Here is a 16,952-nt window from a genome sequence, read left to right as displayed (position 1 = left end):
CAACGCGCCCAGGCGCTACACGTGTGGAATGTGCACTACAACTATCATCGCCCGCATACTGCCGTCGGTAACCGGCCGCCCGCGAGCAAACTCCGGACCGGTGTCACCAACGTCATGGCCTCATACACCTAGTGCGCGGGTATGCACGTGCTGCTGCTGGATGTCCAAGGCCGAGTGCTCGAGCAGTTCCTCCGCGAAGGGCTCACGCCCCTGGAAGCGGACGGTGTACGTCGATTGGCGCCGTTCCACCGCGACCTCTTCGACAATTTCCTGTTCCTCGCGACCACCCCCGCGACCGGCGAGGGGTCGTGGTCCCAATTTCCGACCGCCTGCTCGATGTACCTGTCAACAGTCGGCGGCGACCTGCAACGCCCACCGCCGCTGATTCCACCCCACGTCACCGCTACCGTCGCAAAGGTTCTTTCCCAGTTCCGGCGAACACAGCTCGGCGATACGTTCGTCGAAGGACGGGGCCGCATCACCGAACATCAGTACCAGCTCGCAGCGCACCTCTTCTACAGCCTCGGCGCCGATCTCGGGGACGGCCTGTCAGCCGCCGGATTGCGCGTCTACAGCAAGATAATGGCGGCCCGCATCAGCGACGGCTTCGTCCACCCCGCAGTGGGCGGACACATCTGGAGCGACGTCCCCGCCGGCCCACCCCACCGACCCCACAGCGGCCGCGACATCACCGTCCTTCGCACCATCGAAGCGCTCAGCAAAACATGGTGCACGGCGCCGACCGACCGGCCCCAGATCGAGCGCATGATCCTCGACCGTGCTCACGCCCTCGGCTGGAAGACCGAACACCCGGAGTCGACGTCGGGCTCCCCTGGCACATGGCACGCCCAAGCGCCCCCGACAGACGACCGGCCACCGTTCCCCCACACCTGAAGGAACCCATCCCAGGCACAGCAGTCCCGGTGCAGGTCAATACGGAGGGTTCCAATACGTAGGGTTACCAGTATTGATAGCGGTGTACAGCGGTCGTTCAGGAAGATGGCCTGGTACGATTTCGTCGCGCGTCCAACGCCCTGCGCGCCGCCGCAAGTTCGTTCTCCTCGAAGCGATCGTTGGCGTATTTGATCGCGGCATCGATGAGGTAGCCTAGTCCCGCCGTGTCGACCTGCGGGGGGCAACGGAAGCGATCGGTCTGAGTGTATTGGGAGTCTCCGCCGGCATAACACAACCCAGACTCAGCCAGCTTGCCGCGGAAATGGTCACCCCACAAGGGCGGAGCCTTCGGGCTGAATGTCACCGAGACGTGCAGACCCGCGGTTCGATCACCGGCATCGTCGGCCTCCACCACGATGTCCTCAATGCGCCCGATGCGCTTCCAACACTCGACGTTGGACGCCTCGATGACTTCCAGGAATTCTTCATCAGATTCCAGCGGCTCCAGACCCTTGCTGAACCCACTACCGAAACGCCGGAGTTCCACGTCTGATAACCGCCTGATCTGCTGAGGAGGCTGGAATCGGTCAGGCGGCCGAATAGGGACGGCCTTGAGCGTGTGGACTCGAGTGATCTCACCGCCGAGCTCCTGGCGCCACCGTCGCCCCCCGGCATCGGTGTATTCGACGGCGAACCTGATGCCCCTCGCGTCACTCGTGTGAACGGTGACAAGAGTGAACCACGCTTCATGGTCGGTGTGGTCGCGGTACGGGGTGAGCTGTTCAGCGGTCGGGATGAACTCGCCAAGCCGGTTGTCCTGAGCGACCAGATCAGCGGTCCTGCACTCGATGCTTGCGTCCGAGCCGTAAGGCGAATCGACGTACGGAACGGTGACATCGAAGAAGAAGTCTCTGCTTCGGTTCTCGATCCGATAGGTGGCCAACGACGGGATCGAGTGCTCGTCCTCAACCTTGTAGATGATCAAGAGCCGGGCCTGCGCCATGTCCTTGTCCTCGCGGATCTCCGTCGCCTGTCGGCGATCGAGCCGGGCGTGCGCGCTGGCGACCGAGATGCTGAATGCGGCGATCAAGAAGGCCGCTGCCGTGCCCAGTCCGCCCGCCCAAGTGCCCCAAGCCACGAACCAGTTCGAGGTGATGTCTTGCGGGCTTCGTGAGGACTTGACCAAAGTCAGCACGAGGAACGCGAGCGCGAACAGGACGACGGCAACGGACACTCCGATGAGGACGCGCTTGAACTGCCGCTCTTCGGGCAGCTGTGCACTGCCCTCCTCCACACGGGAATACCCCTGCCCCTTCACCTTGCGTCTCTCCTCTGCAGGGTCACCAGCTCATCGAGGATGAGACTAGACGACCGCGTACACCTCGGGGAGCACGCGCCGAGTGAGCGTGAAGGCTACTGCTTGCGGTAGCACTGATCGAGCGCATCGCGAAGGTGCTTAGCCGCGCAGAGTAGCTGGAACCGGGATCGGGACACTTCGCCGGGCGGCCTATCGGGTCGAATCGACCTGGGCGCACGCGGTCCGTCGGGCGGGAAGATGCACGCCTCGAATATGCAGGGTTACTAGTACGCATCCGACTGCGTCGCGGTGGCACGGAGTAATTGCCTTCGTCTCGGGTAGGGCAGCGGCTGGCTTGGTCACCGTCTCATGGGCACCAAGCTAACGACGCTGTTCCAGCTCGCCGACGGGCGCCTCCGGACGCAAAACCTACTCCCAGCGGGCGTTCCGGCCGTACTCGGCCCAGCGGGCGTTCAGTTCGTCACCGAGCGTCGAATGAGAGCCGTCGTGGTGCACTTGGAACTCGAAGCGGTCGGGCTCAGCCATGGCTTTGAGTATCGCCCAAATCGCGTTGGCCGCATCCGCGTACCTGTCGTCGAGGTTTGTCTCGGTGTCGGGAAACTTGAGCTCGACCGTGATCGTGCGCGTCGTCATGAGAACTGATTGTTGTCCACCGCAGCCAGGAAACAGTGCCGCCTCGCCGCCGACGATCTTTACGGTCGGCATCACCGATCCACCGATCGGGAGTGCGAGGCTCGGGGAGCTACCCGACGAACTCGTCAAGCAGCTCCCCGACCGAGAGGGCGCGAGCATTCCACGCCGCGTTACCGAATCCGTGCGCCGCAGTGCAGCGACGAAACGCTCCCAGACCCAATCGGTGGGCCCAGGTCCGCACCTCCGGTACCCGGAGACCGCCCCGCCGGCCCCAGCATGCCGACTCGAACCGCACTCCTGCGACCACCGCCTGACGAGCGGCCGTCAGCAGGTCACGGTCACCGATCCAATACTGGTCTTGGGTTAGCCCCACCCCCCTCGTAGGTCCCTTTGCAATGTTCTTCGCGATCTAGCAGTAGCATTTTGCAGGTGCCGCCGCATTCCCCGTCCCCGATCAAGGCAGACATTCCGCCATACGCAATCGCGTTAGCAGCTCGCGCAGCGTCCTCGGGGAAACTCGTCTTATACGCCGGTGCTGGCATCAGCGTGTCACCTCCGACCTGTCTTCCAAACGGCTCGGGCGTGGCCAGGGCACTCCACGCCCAACTCAAGGGGGCGTTTCCTGTCCTCGCTCCATTGGAGGAGTGGGACCTTCTCGGAGTTGCGGATGCTGTCGCAAACCTGTCGGGTGGAGAAGATGCGTTACGTCAGACGTCTGCGAAGTCCGCGAACTTTAAGTCTGCGACGCCTGGATACGCACACAGAGTGTTAGCGCATCTCATGCTCGAAGGTGCCATCGACGTACTGACAACGAACTGGGATAACTGCATCGAACGAGGCTCGGGCGAGGAGCATTTGCCGACAGTGACGAACGAGTCTGATCTTGCAGACGTCACTCCCCCGTGGGTTTTGAAGGTGCATGGCTGCGCGTCAAGACCAGGGTCTCTACTCGTCACGACCGCCCACCTCAAGAATCCGCCGAAATGGGTTCAGGAGCAGACGCACGCCCGGCTGGGCAGCGCCGTGGTTGTCTTCATCGGCATCGGAGACGTCGCTCCGTATGTCAAGCAGCGCATTATCGAAGCCATCACCGAAGTCGGGTCTGTTGAGAACATTCGTGTTGTCTCTCCCGACATCAAGACCGGTTGGGATGCCTCACAATGGAAGGTCGTCGCGCCCGAACTTCGAGACGAGGACAAGATCTCGGTCACCGCTGACGAGTTCATGGGGGAACTAGGCGCAGCATATATTGTCACGCGACTCGCTGAACATTGCCTCAACGCTGGCCCGGAGTTGGCCGCCAAGCTGGAAGACGCTATAGCGGGGCTATCCAATTCAGACTCACTGTCCGTTCTTCAGTGGTCTCGCAAAGTCGATATCAACCCGCGTGTGGGCGAGTCCGTGTTGAAGAGTTCGGAGTTCGGCAAGGCTCTCATCGCGTTGGGGCATCTAGTCGGTAACTCTGCTGCGCTCAAGCAAAATCAGGTCCTCGACACAAGCCATGGACCGGTCGAGATTCTGATAGCGACACAGACAGTTCCCACGCGGCGTCTCGTCGAGGCGGCCGAGAACAGACTGCACGGTCACGCCAGCCGTGGGGAGCCCTGCCCGCTATTCCTTATTGCCGGCGGTGTAGGCCCGATCCCGATGCCCAAGTCTCTACCACCGAGCATTATCGACGAGGTAGATGACGCCAGCATCCTCGATGGACCCCTTGCTCTGGTACCAAATATTCGGCACGCCGACGAGGTGATAGCTTCATGAACAACTCAACTCCGTCCGCTCGAACAGACGGCGAGCTTCTCCGCGTGGCTGGAGCGGTCCTAACCGAGCAGGGATTCAACATTGAGACCGTGACCGGAACCGTCGACCTAGTCTTGGCAGAGAATAACTACTTCGTGGTTGCTGTTGCCGCTATGAACACCATCGTCGACCTGATACAAGCCGAATCCATGGCTGTCGAGACACTCGCGCAACGCATCGCGTCTGTCGTTCTCGGTCCGAAGAAGTGGGACACTTACCTTGTTCTGCTTACGCAAGAAAAGTCTGCAGAGAATGACGCCATCACGCGGGACTTATATGCCATCAACTACGACACGTCCAGGGTGAGGCGTATTGCGCATACAGGTGTAGACCCGACACCAGACTCGGTTAGTCACGCGCTCGCTCCGTTCTTCGAGCCTTCATCATCAATGGCGTCCTCACAAACTGATCCATTCGAATCATTGCTGCGCGCTCTGACCTCACGAGGCGTCGATGACGAGCTCGCGCAGCGTGCTATCAGCGCTTTTAAGCAGGGAGCGATGCTCGATGATGTCCTTTGAGCCAATTATCCAGCGCCTCCGGGTTGAGGCGTTCCGAGGATTCCGCGACGCCCACGAGTTCGACCTGTCCGCAGCAGCCGTGGTAGTGACAGGCCCCAACGGCACGGGTAAGACCAGCTTCTTCGACGCGCTGCAGTGGGGGTTGCTCGGTAGTCTTGAGCGGCTCGAAAACCTCCGATCTCGCCGCAATGTCGAACATGTCGTTAACCAGTACCGAATTGGAAGAAAAGCATCAGTCGAAATCGACCTGAGCCTGCCTTCAGGACCGGTAACCGTTCGACGTATCGGTGATCAAGGTGGAAGCTCGCTCGAACTGCGCAGACCCGGCGAAGCCACCCTTTTCGGCGACGACGCCGAAGCGGAGCTTCGCCATGCCCTGTTACCGCGTTCCGAACTGTCTCTCAATTCGGCATTGACGACATCGGGACTTATGCAGCAAGACGTCATGCGGCGCGTTCTCGAAGCCAAGCCAGCCGACCGGTACCGCCAATTGAGTACCGTCCTCGGTCTTGAGGCGCTCGAAGACTTCGAGGACGCCGCAAAGTCAGCCGCAAAACAAGCATCGGACCGCGAGAAAGCTGCCCGAGGAGAGCGGAGCCGACTCGCTGACGCGTTGCAGCAAGCACACGCGAGACTCGAAGCCGCCCAGACGCGTCTTGCAACACGTCCGCAGGTGTCGGCAGTGCGCGAGGAAACACTCCGGATCCTTATGAACACTCCCTCTGGTGTGTATCTCAACCGTGGTGCAGTGAATCTCGAAAATCCCGACGATGTGAGCCTCACCGCGGCTGCGTTCGGGCACGCGGCTGACATCGTCGAAACCGCTCGAACGTTGAGTAGACAAGCGGCTCAACTGCGAGCCGGACTGGGCGAGGAGCCAACCGAGGAGAAGGTCACCGCGCTTCGCCAACAGTTTATTCAAGCCGAGGCTGCGCGCGACGCGGTTAATTCCTCTCGCGCGGCAATGCAGGAGCAGCTAAACGCCGCTCAGAGGACAGCAGCCGAGGTTGCCCGGCTAGCCGCACTTGCGGTGCCGCTGTTATCCGACCACTGCCCAGTATGCGGGCAGGGCATCGACCGTGCCCGCGTAGAGCAGGAACTGCGTCAGCGTGCAGAAGCGACTGGAACCCTCCTTGAACTGCAACAGGCGCTTACTGAGTTGTCGGCAACCTACGAACGCGCCGCAACCACCGCAGCAGGCGCTGGCGATGCCCTTGCCGCGGCGGAGCAGGAGGTCAGGCGTTGGGCGCATGTCCGTAGTGCTGACATTGCTGCGAGCACTGCCGTTGAAGCGTTGTCAGAAACGATCCAAGTTGTGAAGTTTGACCGATACGACATAGATGCATTCGCCAACTCCGCCGACCCAGTGCTGGAGTACTACCGGCGAGCTCGACGTTCCCTGCACGAACTTCTAGAAACATTCGACCAGCATTCGGATCAGGGTGCCGTAGACCGTGCGTCCGCAGAGATCCGAAGCTTGGAAGCCTCTCTCACGGTAGCCGAAGCGCAGTTGGCGACCGAGTCAGCGCGATCGCAGAAGCTTCAAGCCCTGTCCGCGCAGACACTTGACGCTCGCGTCGAGGTAACTGAAGCACGGCTCCGGTCGATCCAGCCATTGGTGGCGAACATCTTCCAGAGGCTTGATCCGCACCCTGCGTTCAAGACGGTCGAGTTTGAACTGGACACATACTACCGCCGGGGGACGACGAGTCCGCTCGTCATTGATCAAGTCGAGGGAGTCGCAGCAGATCCGCTCCTGATCTTCTCGACTTCACAGGCCAACATCGTCGCGCTGTCATACTTCATCGCGATGAGTTTGTCGGCTAAGGAAAGAGGGCTGCCGTTCCTGCTACTGGACGACCCGGTGCAGTCGATGGATGACGTGAACGTGCTCGGGTTCGCTGACTTGTGCCGGCATCTGCGACGCCATCGACAGCTCATCGTGTCGACGCACGAGCGGCGATTTGCCAGTTTGCTGGAACGCAAGTTGGCTCCCCGTACCGAAGACTCGAACACGAAGATCATCCGGTTCACGGGCTGGGACCGCAGTGGTCCCACCATCAGCGAGCACTTTGTCGAGCAGCAACTACTGAACGACCCCATCCGCTTGGTTCACCTCGCCGGCTAACTGTTGCGGGTCATGACGTTGTAGATTCCGGCACTCGGAGGGTCTGTCACAGGGGGTCTTCAGACGTTAAGTGCCCTTGATCAACTTGAGAGCGGGTTACGGCTCCTTCCAGCGCGGTGAGCAGCTCCTCAAGCAAGGCATCGGCGCGGGCTTCGATCTCGTCGAAGATGTCGGAGAGACCTTCCAGGTTGTCGCGAGCGTCGCGGCGCGCTGAAACTCCCCGTTCGTAGTAGTGCGGATCGAGGTCGACCTCGGTCTCGGTACGGGCATGCGGGCCGGCGTCCCGCTTTCCCTGCTTACGCAGCGGTAGCGGGGCACGCGCCCGCACCCGGCCGGCCAGATGGTCTCGCACGAGCGAGGCGATGGACTGCGCGGTCATCGGCTGCGGCATCAGCGGTAGGTGTCCCCAGCGGTCGATCGGGGACAGCAGGGGTTGGCGGGCCTGCCGGTCGGTGAGCGCGCCGAACTGGTCGATCTCGACGGGGCCGGTCAGGTGCTGGGCGAGTAGGTCGGTGTTCGGGTACGCGTCCAGGAACGCCAGGATCTCCGCCCACCTGTCATACACCGCCACCGCCGGACTCTCATCCACGGCGGACTCCGGTGCCAGACGGAACCGTTCCCCGCCGTCGGTGGTGGCGACGAGGATGCCGGCGTCGACGGTGACATCACCGCGGCGCAGCCGGGCCAGTTGCGCGAACGGCATCCCGGTCGCCGCCAGGGCCAGCAGGAGGGCGTCGCGGCGGCCGAACACCCCGCCCGGCCAGCCCGTAGTCGGCAGCTCCCCTGCCTTTCGCAGCAGGAGCGGGGCGAGCCGGTCGAGCCGGACGGCGCGGGCGGCATCCAGCCGGCGCCGGACGGTCTCGCTGCGACCGGGCGCCGGGTGGCCGTGGCGGGTGTGCACGGTATTGATCGCCGACACCCGCCGCCGCTGCGTGGCGGGCGCCCCCGGATGCTCGTGCAGGAACAGCGCGAGCGCCTCCGGGCTCGCGGGCAGCGGGAGCCGGTCGGTGGCGGTGCACCAGTCGGTGAACAGCGCCCAGTCGTGCCGATACCGCGCCGGGACCTGCAGGTCAGGTCCTGGTTCTCCGGATTCGTTGTGTGGCTTCGTGACTGCGCCCATTCCTACAATCCCAGGTTCGTCACGGCGTTGTTGATGAGGGGTGCGTGTTCGCGGGCGTAGACCTCGAGCATGGCGGGGGTGGTGTGTCCGGTCTGGCGCATGATGGCGTGCGCGCTGGCGCCGTTGCGGAAGGCCTGGGTGACGAACCCGGCCCGCAGCGAATGCCCACCCAACTGCTGAACGATCTCGGGGTCGTAGCCGGCGTGGGCGGCGCGGCGGCGAATCGCGTGGTGCACCGCCGCCCCCGAGAGTGCCGTCTCGGAGAGGTTGCCGTTCTTGCGGATCGCGCGCAGCAACGGCGCCCCGGAGGTGGTGCGGGGGCGGGTGCTGCGGCACACGTGCGCCGCGAACGGCTCGGCGCTGCGCAACAGACGGATGACGGCGGGCCGGCCGCCGGTGTCGTGGGCGGCGACGATCTGGGCCCACCGCAGCCACGCGCACGGCGGGCAGCTGGTGTGACTGTGGGTGAAGGGCAGGGCGCGGACGGTGCCGCGGCCCTCCTGATCCGTCTTCGATTTCCGGAGCTTGATGTGCAGGCCGTCGAGCCGGTGCAGGGACACGTCGCCGCAGGTGAGGGCGACGAGTTCGCTGCGGCGGAACGCCCCGGCGAAGCCGAGCAGCAGGAGCGCGGTGTCGCGGCGTTCGACGACCTCGTCGGCCCAGCCCTGGCAGTCGGCGCGGGCCTTGTCGACGATGGCGAGGATGTCGGCGGTGAGCAGCGGGGCGCGGGGGCTGCGGGGCCGCTCCCCCGTGGTGGCGTAACCGCGGCGGATGCCGGACATGGTCGCTTTCACCAGGTCGTCGCCGGTGGGAGTCGGGTGTCCGCTCTGGCGGTGGTGGTGGGCGATCGCGGCGAGGCGGTGGGCGAGGGTGGCCGGGGCGTAGGCCCGCTGTCCCGCTTCGGTGACGGTGTCGGCGCAGGCGATGAGGTAGGCGGCGACGGTGACCGGGTGCGCCGGCAGCGCACTGTGGCCTTCCCGCTGGCACCAGGTGGTGAAGGCCCGCCACGCCGAGGCGTAGGTGCGGCGGGTGCCGGCGGCCCGCGCCGCGGCCACCGACGCCGCGATCCGCTCTGCGGTGGCCGGGGCGAGGTCCGGCACCGCGGGCCCCGCCGGGGTCCCGGGCACCGGGAGCAGGGCGTCTCCTGCGTCGTTCGTCTCGAGATCCACGGTCGGGAACGGTACCGGACGGCACCGACACCGTCCCGGCGACCGAAAACACCCTCAGCTGGGGGTTCGGAAAGATCGCTGCGTAAATGGCAATTTTCATGCCCGACACCACACAAACCAGGAGTGACATAGGCCCAGGTCGGCGGTACGCCCCATTTATCCCATTTGTTGGTTTTTGTGAAGTGATGTCCTGTGCCATCGGACCTGAGGCATTGCCACAGCACCTGAGGCAAGTGCGGGGTTTCTGCCACCAAGTTGAGGCAGGCACTCGCTCTACCTGCACGTTCTCGCCGACAACCCCGCATGCTCGACGTCCCTTTGCCTCAACAATGTGGCAGAAACGCCGCGACACCGCTTTGCCACATTGTTGAGGCACCGCTGGTCAGTGACCCATTCGTACCTCAGATCGAATGGCAAAGGACAAGTGACACGCGGGTTGTCCTGAGACTCTGCACGAGAATTTCAGTGGTGCGACCTGGGGATTCGTCAGTGCATGTCAGTGGCTCTCGTCACGAGAGTGTCAGTGGCCGCGGAGAGTGTCCCGCCGGGATGTCAGTGCGGTGAGCTGGGGTTTCCCTCCGTGGCGGGGGGCTTCCACTCGAGGTCGGTAGGGGCCCGGTCCGACCGGGGCTGAACGGGCGGGATCAGGACGCGGCGTCGGGGGAACATCCCGGGAAAGTTGAGCATGCCGGTCCGGCGGAGCCAGCCGTCGCGCCAGGGGTGCAGGGCCGGGATCCTCAGCTCGCACGTGCGGGCGGTGCGGTGCAGTCTGCCGGCCCTCCCGATCGCGTCGGCGAACAACCGATCAGCGGGTACGGCGCGTGTTTCCTGGAAGACGACGGCGGTGTGCAGCAACGGTCTCGCCAGTGGTGGGATCACCCATACGCCCAGGTCGGCCGGGTGAGCGGCACCATGAGTGCTCGGAAAGATCACCGTGTCCCCGGTGACGGCGCACCGCGGCAGAAACGTCAGCTCCCGGTAGGGGGCGCCGGTGAACAGCAAGGTGGCCAGCGCGGCGGCGTGCGCCGGGTTGGCGACGCGGCCCCGGATCCGGGCGATGACCTGCTCGGTGATCGGGGTGGTGGTCAACCCCACCCCGACCATGTGGTTCAGGTGCGGCGGCAACGCCAGCGGCAGACCGTGCCGCTCGAACGCGACTTGGGCACCGCGGAGCCGGGTGACGGTGTGGGTACGGCCGGGACTGACGGTGACCAGGTCACCGAGGAATCGGAAGAGGCCGACGGTGGCATGCCAGTGAAGGGCCCGATCGTGGGGCATCGTGCCGTAGAGCGTGCGCAGGTGGGACCGCGGCGCCGGCAGGTAGGCGAGCATCCGCCGGGCCAGATCGGGAGCCCGGCCGCAGGCGGTCAACCGTCGACAGGCCGTCTCGGCAGCCTGGTGGTAGACGGCGGCGACGCGCGCGTAGTTGACACGCGAAAGTACCGCGGCCGCGTCGAGCAGGGTCGAGCAGGAAGGTGGCGTGGTCGCTGCCGGGCACGGTGGGCAGTTCCGGTGAGTCCATCGGCGTGCGGGTGTAGCGACGCGGGCGAGCGAGGCGGACGGTGACGGCGGCCAGGTCGTCGGTGATGTGGTGGCGGACCCCGACCGACCTCTCGAGGCGTGGCGAGAGCGGGTCGCGGGAGTGCCAGACCAGGATGAGGTACAGCCCGGTGTCATGGCGTAGCCGGAGCAGACGGGCGTGCTGGGCGGCCGACAGGCGGTGGGCGCGCAGCACGATCAGGTGCCGGATGATGGGGGTACGCCCCGGGCCGGCCTTGGCGGTGGTGAGCGTGAGCAGCTCGGCGGTCAGGGCCTGAATCTGCCGCTGGATCGCTGCCGGGTTGAGCGTGACGTAGGTGTCGGCGAGGATCGCCTTGTCCTCGGCGGTGACGGCATCGTGCCGCTCGACGCGACGATGCGGAGTGGTCGCGGTGTCGTACTTCTTGGTCACCTTCGCCCCGTCACGTACCTTCGATATCAGCTTCTGCTGCGGGCAGAAGAAGTTCGACAGACTCGATTGCAGAACCCAAATATCGTTGAGCACCAACAACTCTGCCGATGTGTCGTAGCGGTGATAGCCGACCACGGTCCGTACGATCGCCCAGTTCTTCTGCTCGACGTGCGCGCCGTCGTTGGAGTTGCCGGGCCGGGACCGGGTGAAGGTGATCTGCCGCTGCGCGCACCAGGCAAGCAGGTGATGGTTGATGAACTCGCTGCCGTTGTCGGAGTCGACCCCGCGGATCGGGAACGGCAGGATGCCGGCGATCTCCTCGAGGGCGGCGAGCACCCACTTGCGCGCCTTGTTCGGCACGCTCCGGTTCACCGCCGCGCCGGTGGCGATGTCAGTGACCGTCAACGTGTAGGCATGGTCACCGACCGCGTTGCCGCCCTCGTGCCCGACCAGATCGATCTTGCGCGTTCCCCGGGCACCGCGTCGTCCCACTGCGCCCACGTGCGGATCGGGATCTGTGACTCGAGCGCCCGACCCCGGCTTGGTGTGCGCTCTGCCCTTCGGATCGAGCCTGCGCCGGTCCTCGGCCAGCCGGTGGTCGATGGTCGCCGCCGACATCGACACAACAACTCTGCGGTGGCGTCGTCGATGCTCAACTCGCCGAACCGACGCAGGATCGGCACCAGGTCCGGCAGCACCGCCGCGAGGCGCTTGCCCGCCGGCGCACCGAGCACCGCCCAGCAGAACCGCAGCGCCGCAATCACGTCGGAGCCGTACTTCGGTGATCTCGGGGTGCGTCGCCTGACCGCGGTGGGCCGCAACGCCTGCATCAACGCCTTGCGGGCGTGATTGCGGTGCCAGCCGGTCGTGGCACACAACTCGTCGAGGATGACACCTTGCGGGCGTGATTGCGGTGCCAGCCGGTCGTGGCACACAACTCGTCGAGGATGACACCCTTGGTGGCCTTGTCGGCCCGGGCGTACCGCGTTGCGATCGTCTTGGTCACGGCCTTGCGCCCACTCATCGACAGCCCCATCGTCCGGGCCTACCGCCCGGCCCAGGCCGGACACGGCAGGCGCACCGTACGCGCGCATTCTCATTTGAGGCAACGACTACCTCTACGCGCGCATTTTGGATGAGTCAACGCGGGTGATGGACGAACCGGCGCCACTTACGGCATAATCAGCAAAGCTGCACAGCGTCACGCGCACAACGGTTTACACCACTCCTCGGGGCACTATCCTCCCCGGAAGTGGGAGCCGAGAAACTCGGCTCCGACTTCCGGGGAGCGTTTCAGGAGTGGTGAACCCTGGTGCCACTCGACTTCCTCGGTCAACCGGCCGCTGCCCGGGCACGGGATCTGCGGCCGTCATTCACCAATCCGTAACCTCACAGGCCGACAGGAGGAACTCAGGAGATCGAGGCCCACGGCTGGAATGGTGTTTGCCCCGGGCGGTCAGTTGTCCGTGGCCCGACGCAGCTCCTCTCGCCGCTCTCGCGTGGCTTCCTCGTCGACTACCAAGCCCTCCGGGTCCTTCCTCGGATCGCCCTTGACGATCACTCCGTATTCGCGAGCGGCGCCTGCGATCGTCATGTACTCGTCTCGCACGTCGCGCAATACACGTTCCGGTTCACGGCTGTATGGGTCACCCCACCCGCCGCCTCCGGAAGTCATGTAACGGAAGACATCATTCGGTTTCGTGTGCCAGATAGGGTTGACACCGAACCACACGTATTCACCCGTATCGACGTTTAGCGCGTTGTTCTCGGGATCGATGAGGCCGGATACAGGGACCGATTCCCGGTAGATATTGGGATCGTCGACGGGAATGAGATCCCGGCGCTCGGCGACGTCGAAGTTCGCGGAGGGGAACAGCCAGGTGGCGCCGTTGCGTCCGGCCTTTCCGCCGCATGCGCCGTGACCACTGGGCCGCTTGGTGTGCACCGGGCTCGACGTATGATGCGCCTCCGTAAGGTACATGCTGTCGCGTAGGACGGTAGCCCCACCACGGTTGTATCCGGCGCCGGCAGTGTCGGGCACGTACTCCTTGCGCAAGACCACAATGGGGCAGTCGGATTCGATCGCTTCGGTCGCCGGATCCAAGCTGTTCACCATGTAAAAGGAGTTATAGGAGTCGGCATCACCTGCCTTGGTCGCGCCCCAAGCACCATGCTCACCGCCGCACTGCGCGGCCGTGACCCAGGGAGTGCCGTTGGGTAGAAGTCCGTGACCGGTATGGATGAGCAGCGAACCGTAGTCGCCGGCGACTGCATTATCCTTCACGGCAGCTTCGAGAGCGCGGAAAATGGACAGCAGCGCCGGTTGTGCAGCCTCCCAGTAGAGGAACACAGCTCCGTCCGGAGGCTGAGCCGAGCAGATCGTGCGAGCCGGCAGAACTACGTCGATGCTTCGATAAATACCGGAATTGAAGGGTGTCGAGGGGTCGATGAGGTACTTCAGAGCAACGCCTACGGCAGTTACTGTGTCCAGAACGCCGCCGTTGATGCTGGTTCGCGCCTGCTCCGACGTCCCGGAGAAGTCAGCTTCGATACGGTCGCCGACTTTGGTGACCTTCACCTTGATCTCGTACTCGAACTCATCGTCGATGCCATCGGCATCCACCAGGTCGCTGCCCTCGTAGACGCCGTCGGGCAGGGCCGCGATCGCCGTTGACATCGATTCCGCTGCGACGTCACAACTGTACTGGATCGCGCCGAGCCATGCCTCGACCCCGTAGCGCTCGATGCTCTCATGCATCAAACGCTCCCCGAGCAGCAGGTTCTCGTGGATCGTATTCAGATCTGGCAGCAGGAGCGTGCAGTACCGAGCATTATCGAAGATCATATTGAATGCACTCTTCACCGGTTTGTCGTTCCGGTACATGAGTGTCGGTGGGATCACGAGACCTGTCTCGTAAACATCTTTCTTCGTGGCCGAGAACCCCGCGGGAATCGGGCCACCCATATCGAGCTGATGGGCGCGGAGCGCGACGAAGGTGACGATCTCCCCGTCGTGGAACACAGGACGAATGAAGCAGACGTCATTGACGTGGGTGCCAGCCCGGTACGGGTCATTCACCATGAGTACGTCACCGGGCTGCAGATCGTTCGGACCGTACTCCTCGACTGCGTTGCGCACCGCATAACTCATCGATCCCGCAAAGATGACCAGTGAGTTCGACACCGTCGACATCGGATAATTCATCGACGGAGGTCCCGATATCGTTGCCGCGAAGTCGTACCAGTCTCGCAGAATGAGCGAAAACGCATGGTGCAGCAGGTTCGTGCACATATGCTCGACGATGTAGCGCATCCGGTTGGACAGCACTGTTGCGGTGTAGCGGTCGCAATCGTAGCGTGCCTCAAATTCTGCGTCGGACAGTTCCTTGATGGTGATAGCGCTGTTGTGAGTCATCAGCTTCTCCTTACGTCCTTGTGATCCGCAGCTCGCCGTACTCGCCGACCGTTGCGATCTGGCCGGGCAGCATGAATGTGGTTGACAGTGCTTCGTGGATGACTGCCGGACCCTCGATGCGGTCACCGGCTTTGAACGTCTCACGCTGGTAGCGGCCCGCCGAGATGGGTTCCTCGCTCAAATAGCGCAGGTCGAAAGTGGACTCCGGTTTGAGCACACAACCACTGCCTTGCTGGAGTCGGGGGTAATCCACCTTGCCGACTTTCACGACAGCCTCAACACGGTACGTGACCGCTTGAACCGGCAAGTCGTCGAAGCGGTTACCGGCTCGTGACTGGTAGACGTGATGGAAGTTCTGGACCATTTCATCGACCTTCGCGGGTGTGATCTCGCCCGCTGGTACCGACACAAACGGTGTTTCCCAGGTTTGGCCGGCGAGCCGCGCGTCCATCGAGCGGACGAATTCGATCTGTGCGGCGGAATCCCTGAAACGCGCCCGCAGACCCGCCTCCATCTCGGCGTAGATCTTGTCGATCGATGCTGCCGCTTCTGGAGTAAGCATTACGTACGAGCCGCGGCTGTCCCCGTAGACCTGATCGGAGCTCACCAGACCGAGCGCCGAGAACAGTCCAGGATGGGGGGGAACGATGACCTCGCGGGCGTGTACATGATCGAGACAGGCCGGCAGCAGCATCGGACCCGCAGCACCGAACGCGACGAGGCTATAGTCACGCGGATCGATGCCGTGCTTGATCGCAATGTTTGTGATTCCCTCGGCAACATTGTTGACGCCAATGTTGAAGGCGTAGTTGATCCGCTGGTGCATCGACAGCGTCGTGTCGAGGTCTTCGAATGCCTTCCTCGACTTCTCGGGATCCAGTGACATCCGCCCGCCGGCAAATGTCGTCGGGTCGACGACACCCATCATGACGAGCGTGTCCGTGGTTGCTGGCTGTGTCCCGCCACGCCCGTAGCACGCGGGCCCGGGATTCGCGCCGGCTGATCCCGGACCGACGAGCAGATCACCGGTCGGGCTGATCGTCACGAGCGAGCCGCCGCCGGCGCCGATGGAATCGACCTCGGTAGATAGTGCATTGACCACCAAGTCGTGTTCGAGAAGGAAGGTCGTGTTCACATACGGTGCCCCGTCGGACACCATCGAGATATCGCACGACGTGCCACCGACATCGGCGCACAGAAGGTTGCCTCGGTCGATCAACGTGCCGAAGTGCGCGCTGGCGACCGCACCGGCCGCGGGTCCGGCGAATACGATTTCGAACGGCTGCTCCATGGCGATGTCGGCATTGACCAACTGAGCTGCGCAGTTGGCGTAGTTGAACTCACCGCTGAACCCGAGATCGGTCAAGCCGTTCGCCAGCTTTGTGGAGTAATCACCGTAGATCAGCTTCATCAGCACGTCGATGGTGGTCGTGGATGCCCGCGCCCACTCCTTCGCCAACGGCGACGTTTCGCTGGAGATCGAGACTGCGATATCTCCGAGTTCTTCGCGGACGAGTTCTCGGATTCGCTGTTCGTGGGACGCGTTCACGTAGGCGTTGATCAGGCAAATCGCGACGCCTTGGATGTCGCATTTGCGCAGTACCGCGAGTTCCTCACGCACCTGCGCCTCGTCGAGCGGAATCAGAACGCTGCCGTCGGCCTTGATCCGCTCGTGGATGCCACGGCGTAGATATCGCGGCACCAGCGGGCGACTGGCGTCGCCGAAGCCACGACGCCAACTCGCGTCGGTCAAAGCATTCAGCGGCCGGAAGCCGGAACCGATGTCCAGGATGTCGCGGTGGCCGAATGTTGTGAGAAAGGCGATTTTGGGCAGACGCCGCGTGATTACCGCGTTGAGCCCGTGGGTGCTAGCTGTTGCGGGTCATGACGTTGTAGACACCAGCTCGAGGGGTTGAAGAAGGCGGACGGGTCCTCCGACGGCAGGATGGGAAGTACCACCAACTCATCCGCCGAACGAAAGAACCCGTCCGTGCTCCACC

14 protein-coding genes and 2 pseudogenes are annotated in these 16,952 nt (G+C 63.7%); 6 read left to right on the top strand and 10 right to left on the bottom strand.

Going from position 1 to position 16,952, the window contains the following annotated elements; genetic code table 11:
• Both Q7514_RS32770 and Q7514_RS32765 read left to right on the top strand, forming a co-directional pair.
• A pseudogene (locus Q7514_RS32770) lies at positions 1–132 on the top strand (IS481 family transposase); the annotation flags it as partial.
• 9 nt (positions 133–141) lie between these two features.
• Positions 142–894, top strand: a complete 753-nt coding sequence (locus tag Q7514_RS32765) for a hypothetical protein (protein ID WP_330137332.1) — start codon at positions 142–144, stop codon at positions 892–894.
• A 97-nt stretch (positions 895–991) separates the two neighbouring features.
• Here the strand turns inward: Q7514_RS32765 and Q7514_RS32760 are convergent, their stop codons facing one another.
• Together Q7514_RS32760 and Q7514_RS32755 are read right to left on the bottom strand one after the other, a co-directional pair.
• On the bottom strand, positions 992–2,212 hold the full coding sequence (locus tag Q7514_RS32760) for a hypothetical protein (protein ID WP_317551175.1): 1,221 nt from the start codon (positions 2,210–2,212) through the stop codon (positions 992–994).
• A gap of 408 nt (positions 2,213–2,620) precedes the next feature.
• Positions 2,621–2,845, bottom strand: coding sequence for a hypothetical protein (locus Q7514_RS32755; RefSeq protein ID WP_330137331.1), 225 nt, complete (start codon positions 2,843–2,845; stop codon positions 2,621–2,623).
• 582 nt (positions 2,846–3,427) lie between these two features.
• On the opposite strand from Q7514_RS32755, the gene Q7514_RS32750 reads away from it, so the two are divergent.
• Genes Q7514_RS32750 through Q7514_RS32740 form a run of 3 tightly spaced genes read left to right on the top strand, consistent with a single transcriptional unit; the run spans position 3,428 to position 7,297 of the window.
• Entirely contained in the window at positions 3,428–4,609 is a 1,182-nt protein-coding gene (locus Q7514_RS32750; RefSeq protein WP_317551173.1) for an SIR2 family protein, read from the top strand.
• Positions 4,606–5,169 carry a hypothetical protein gene (locus Q7514_RS32745; RefSeq protein WP_330137330.1) on the top strand — a complete coding sequence of 188 codons (564 nt, stop codon included), beginning with the start codon at positions 4,606–4,608 and terminating at the stop codon, positions 5,167–5,169. The genes Q7514_RS32750 and Q7514_RS32745 overlap by 4 nt, the downstream gene beginning before the upstream one ends.
• The gene (locus tag Q7514_RS32740) at positions 5,156–7,297 is read left to right on the top strand and encodes an AAA family ATPase (protein ID WP_330137329.1); all 2,142 of its coding nucleotides are present in this window, start codon (positions 5,156–5,158) and stop codon (positions 7,295–7,297) included. The genes Q7514_RS32745 and Q7514_RS32740 overlap by 14 nt, the downstream gene beginning before the upstream one ends.
• Before the next feature lie 46 nt (positions 7,298–7,343).
• Here Q7514_RS32740 and Q7514_RS32735 read toward each other — a convergent pair whose 3' ends face one another.
• The 4 genes from Q7514_RS32735 to Q7514_RS33310 form a co-directional block, all read right to left on the bottom strand.
• Entirely contained in the window at positions 7,344–8,417 is a 1,074-nt protein-coding gene (locus tag Q7514_RS32735; protein ID WP_317551170.1) for a hypothetical protein, read from the bottom strand.
• Positions 8,418–8,419: 2 nt separating this feature from the next.
• Positions 8,420–9,586: a site-specific integrase gene (locus tag Q7514_RS32730; RefSeq protein WP_330137328.1), complete on the bottom strand. Its 1,167-nt coding sequence runs from the start codon at positions 9,584–9,586 to the stop codon at positions 8,420–8,422.
• Between the two features lie 552 nt (positions 9,587–10,138).
• The gene (locus tag Q7514_RS32725) at positions 10,139–10,864 is read right to left on the bottom strand and encodes a hypothetical protein (protein WP_330137327.1); all 726 of its coding nucleotides are present in this window, start codon (positions 10,862–10,864) and stop codon (positions 10,139–10,141) included.
• The gene (locus tag Q7514_RS33310; protein WP_408016227.1) at positions 10,803–12,155 is read right to left on the bottom strand and encodes an integrase catalytic domain-containing protein; all 1,353 of its coding nucleotides are present in this window, start codon (positions 12,153–12,155) and stop codon (positions 10,803–10,805) included. The genes Q7514_RS32725 and Q7514_RS33310 overlap by 62 nt, the downstream gene beginning before the upstream one ends.
• A gap of 30 nt (positions 12,156–12,185) precedes the next feature.
• Here Q7514_RS33310 and Q7514_RS33305 point away from each other — a divergent pair, with 30 nt between their 5' ends.
• Entirely contained in the window at positions 12,186–12,386 is a 201-nt protein-coding gene (locus Q7514_RS33305; RefSeq protein ID WP_408016226.1) for a hypothetical protein, read from the top strand.
• Here Q7514_RS33305 and Q7514_RS33300 read toward each other — a convergent pair.
• The 4 genes and pseudogenes from Q7514_RS33300 to Q7514_RS33290 all read right to left on the bottom strand — a co-directional run.
• The gene (locus Q7514_RS33300; RefSeq protein WP_408016225.1) at positions 12,367–12,561 is read right to left on the bottom strand and encodes a hypothetical protein; all 195 of its coding nucleotides are present in this window, start codon (positions 12,559–12,561) and stop codon (positions 12,367–12,369) included. The genes Q7514_RS33305 and Q7514_RS33300 overlap by 20 nt on opposite strands.
• Before the next feature lie 432 nt (positions 12,562–12,993).
• Positions 12,994–14,952: a hydantoinase B/oxoprolinase family protein gene (locus tag Q7514_RS32715; protein ID WP_330137326.1), complete on the bottom strand. Its 1,959-nt coding sequence runs from the start codon at positions 14,950–14,952 to the stop codon at positions 12,994–12,996.
• A 10-nt stretch (positions 14,953–14,962) separates the two neighbouring features.
• The gene (locus Q7514_RS33295) at positions 14,963–16,411 is read right to left on the bottom strand and encodes a hydantoinase/oxoprolinase family protein (protein ID WP_408016228.1); all 1,449 of its coding nucleotides are present in this window, start codon (positions 16,409–16,411) and stop codon (positions 14,963–14,965) included.
• 54 nt (positions 16,412–16,465) lie between these two features.
• Positions 16,466–16,813 (bottom strand): annotated as a pseudogene (locus Q7514_RS33290) (hydantoinase/oxoprolinase N-terminal domain-containing protein); the annotation flags it as partial.
• Positions 16,814–16,952 lie beyond the last annotated feature (139 nt).

The organism is Rhodococcus artemisiae (genome assembly GCF_036327795.1).
Taxonomy (GTDB): Bacteria; Actinomycetota; Actinomycetes; order Mycobacteriales; family Mycobacteriaceae; genus Rhodococcus; species Rhodococcus artemisiae.
This window is presented reverse-complemented; position numbering and strand designations above follow the sequence as displayed.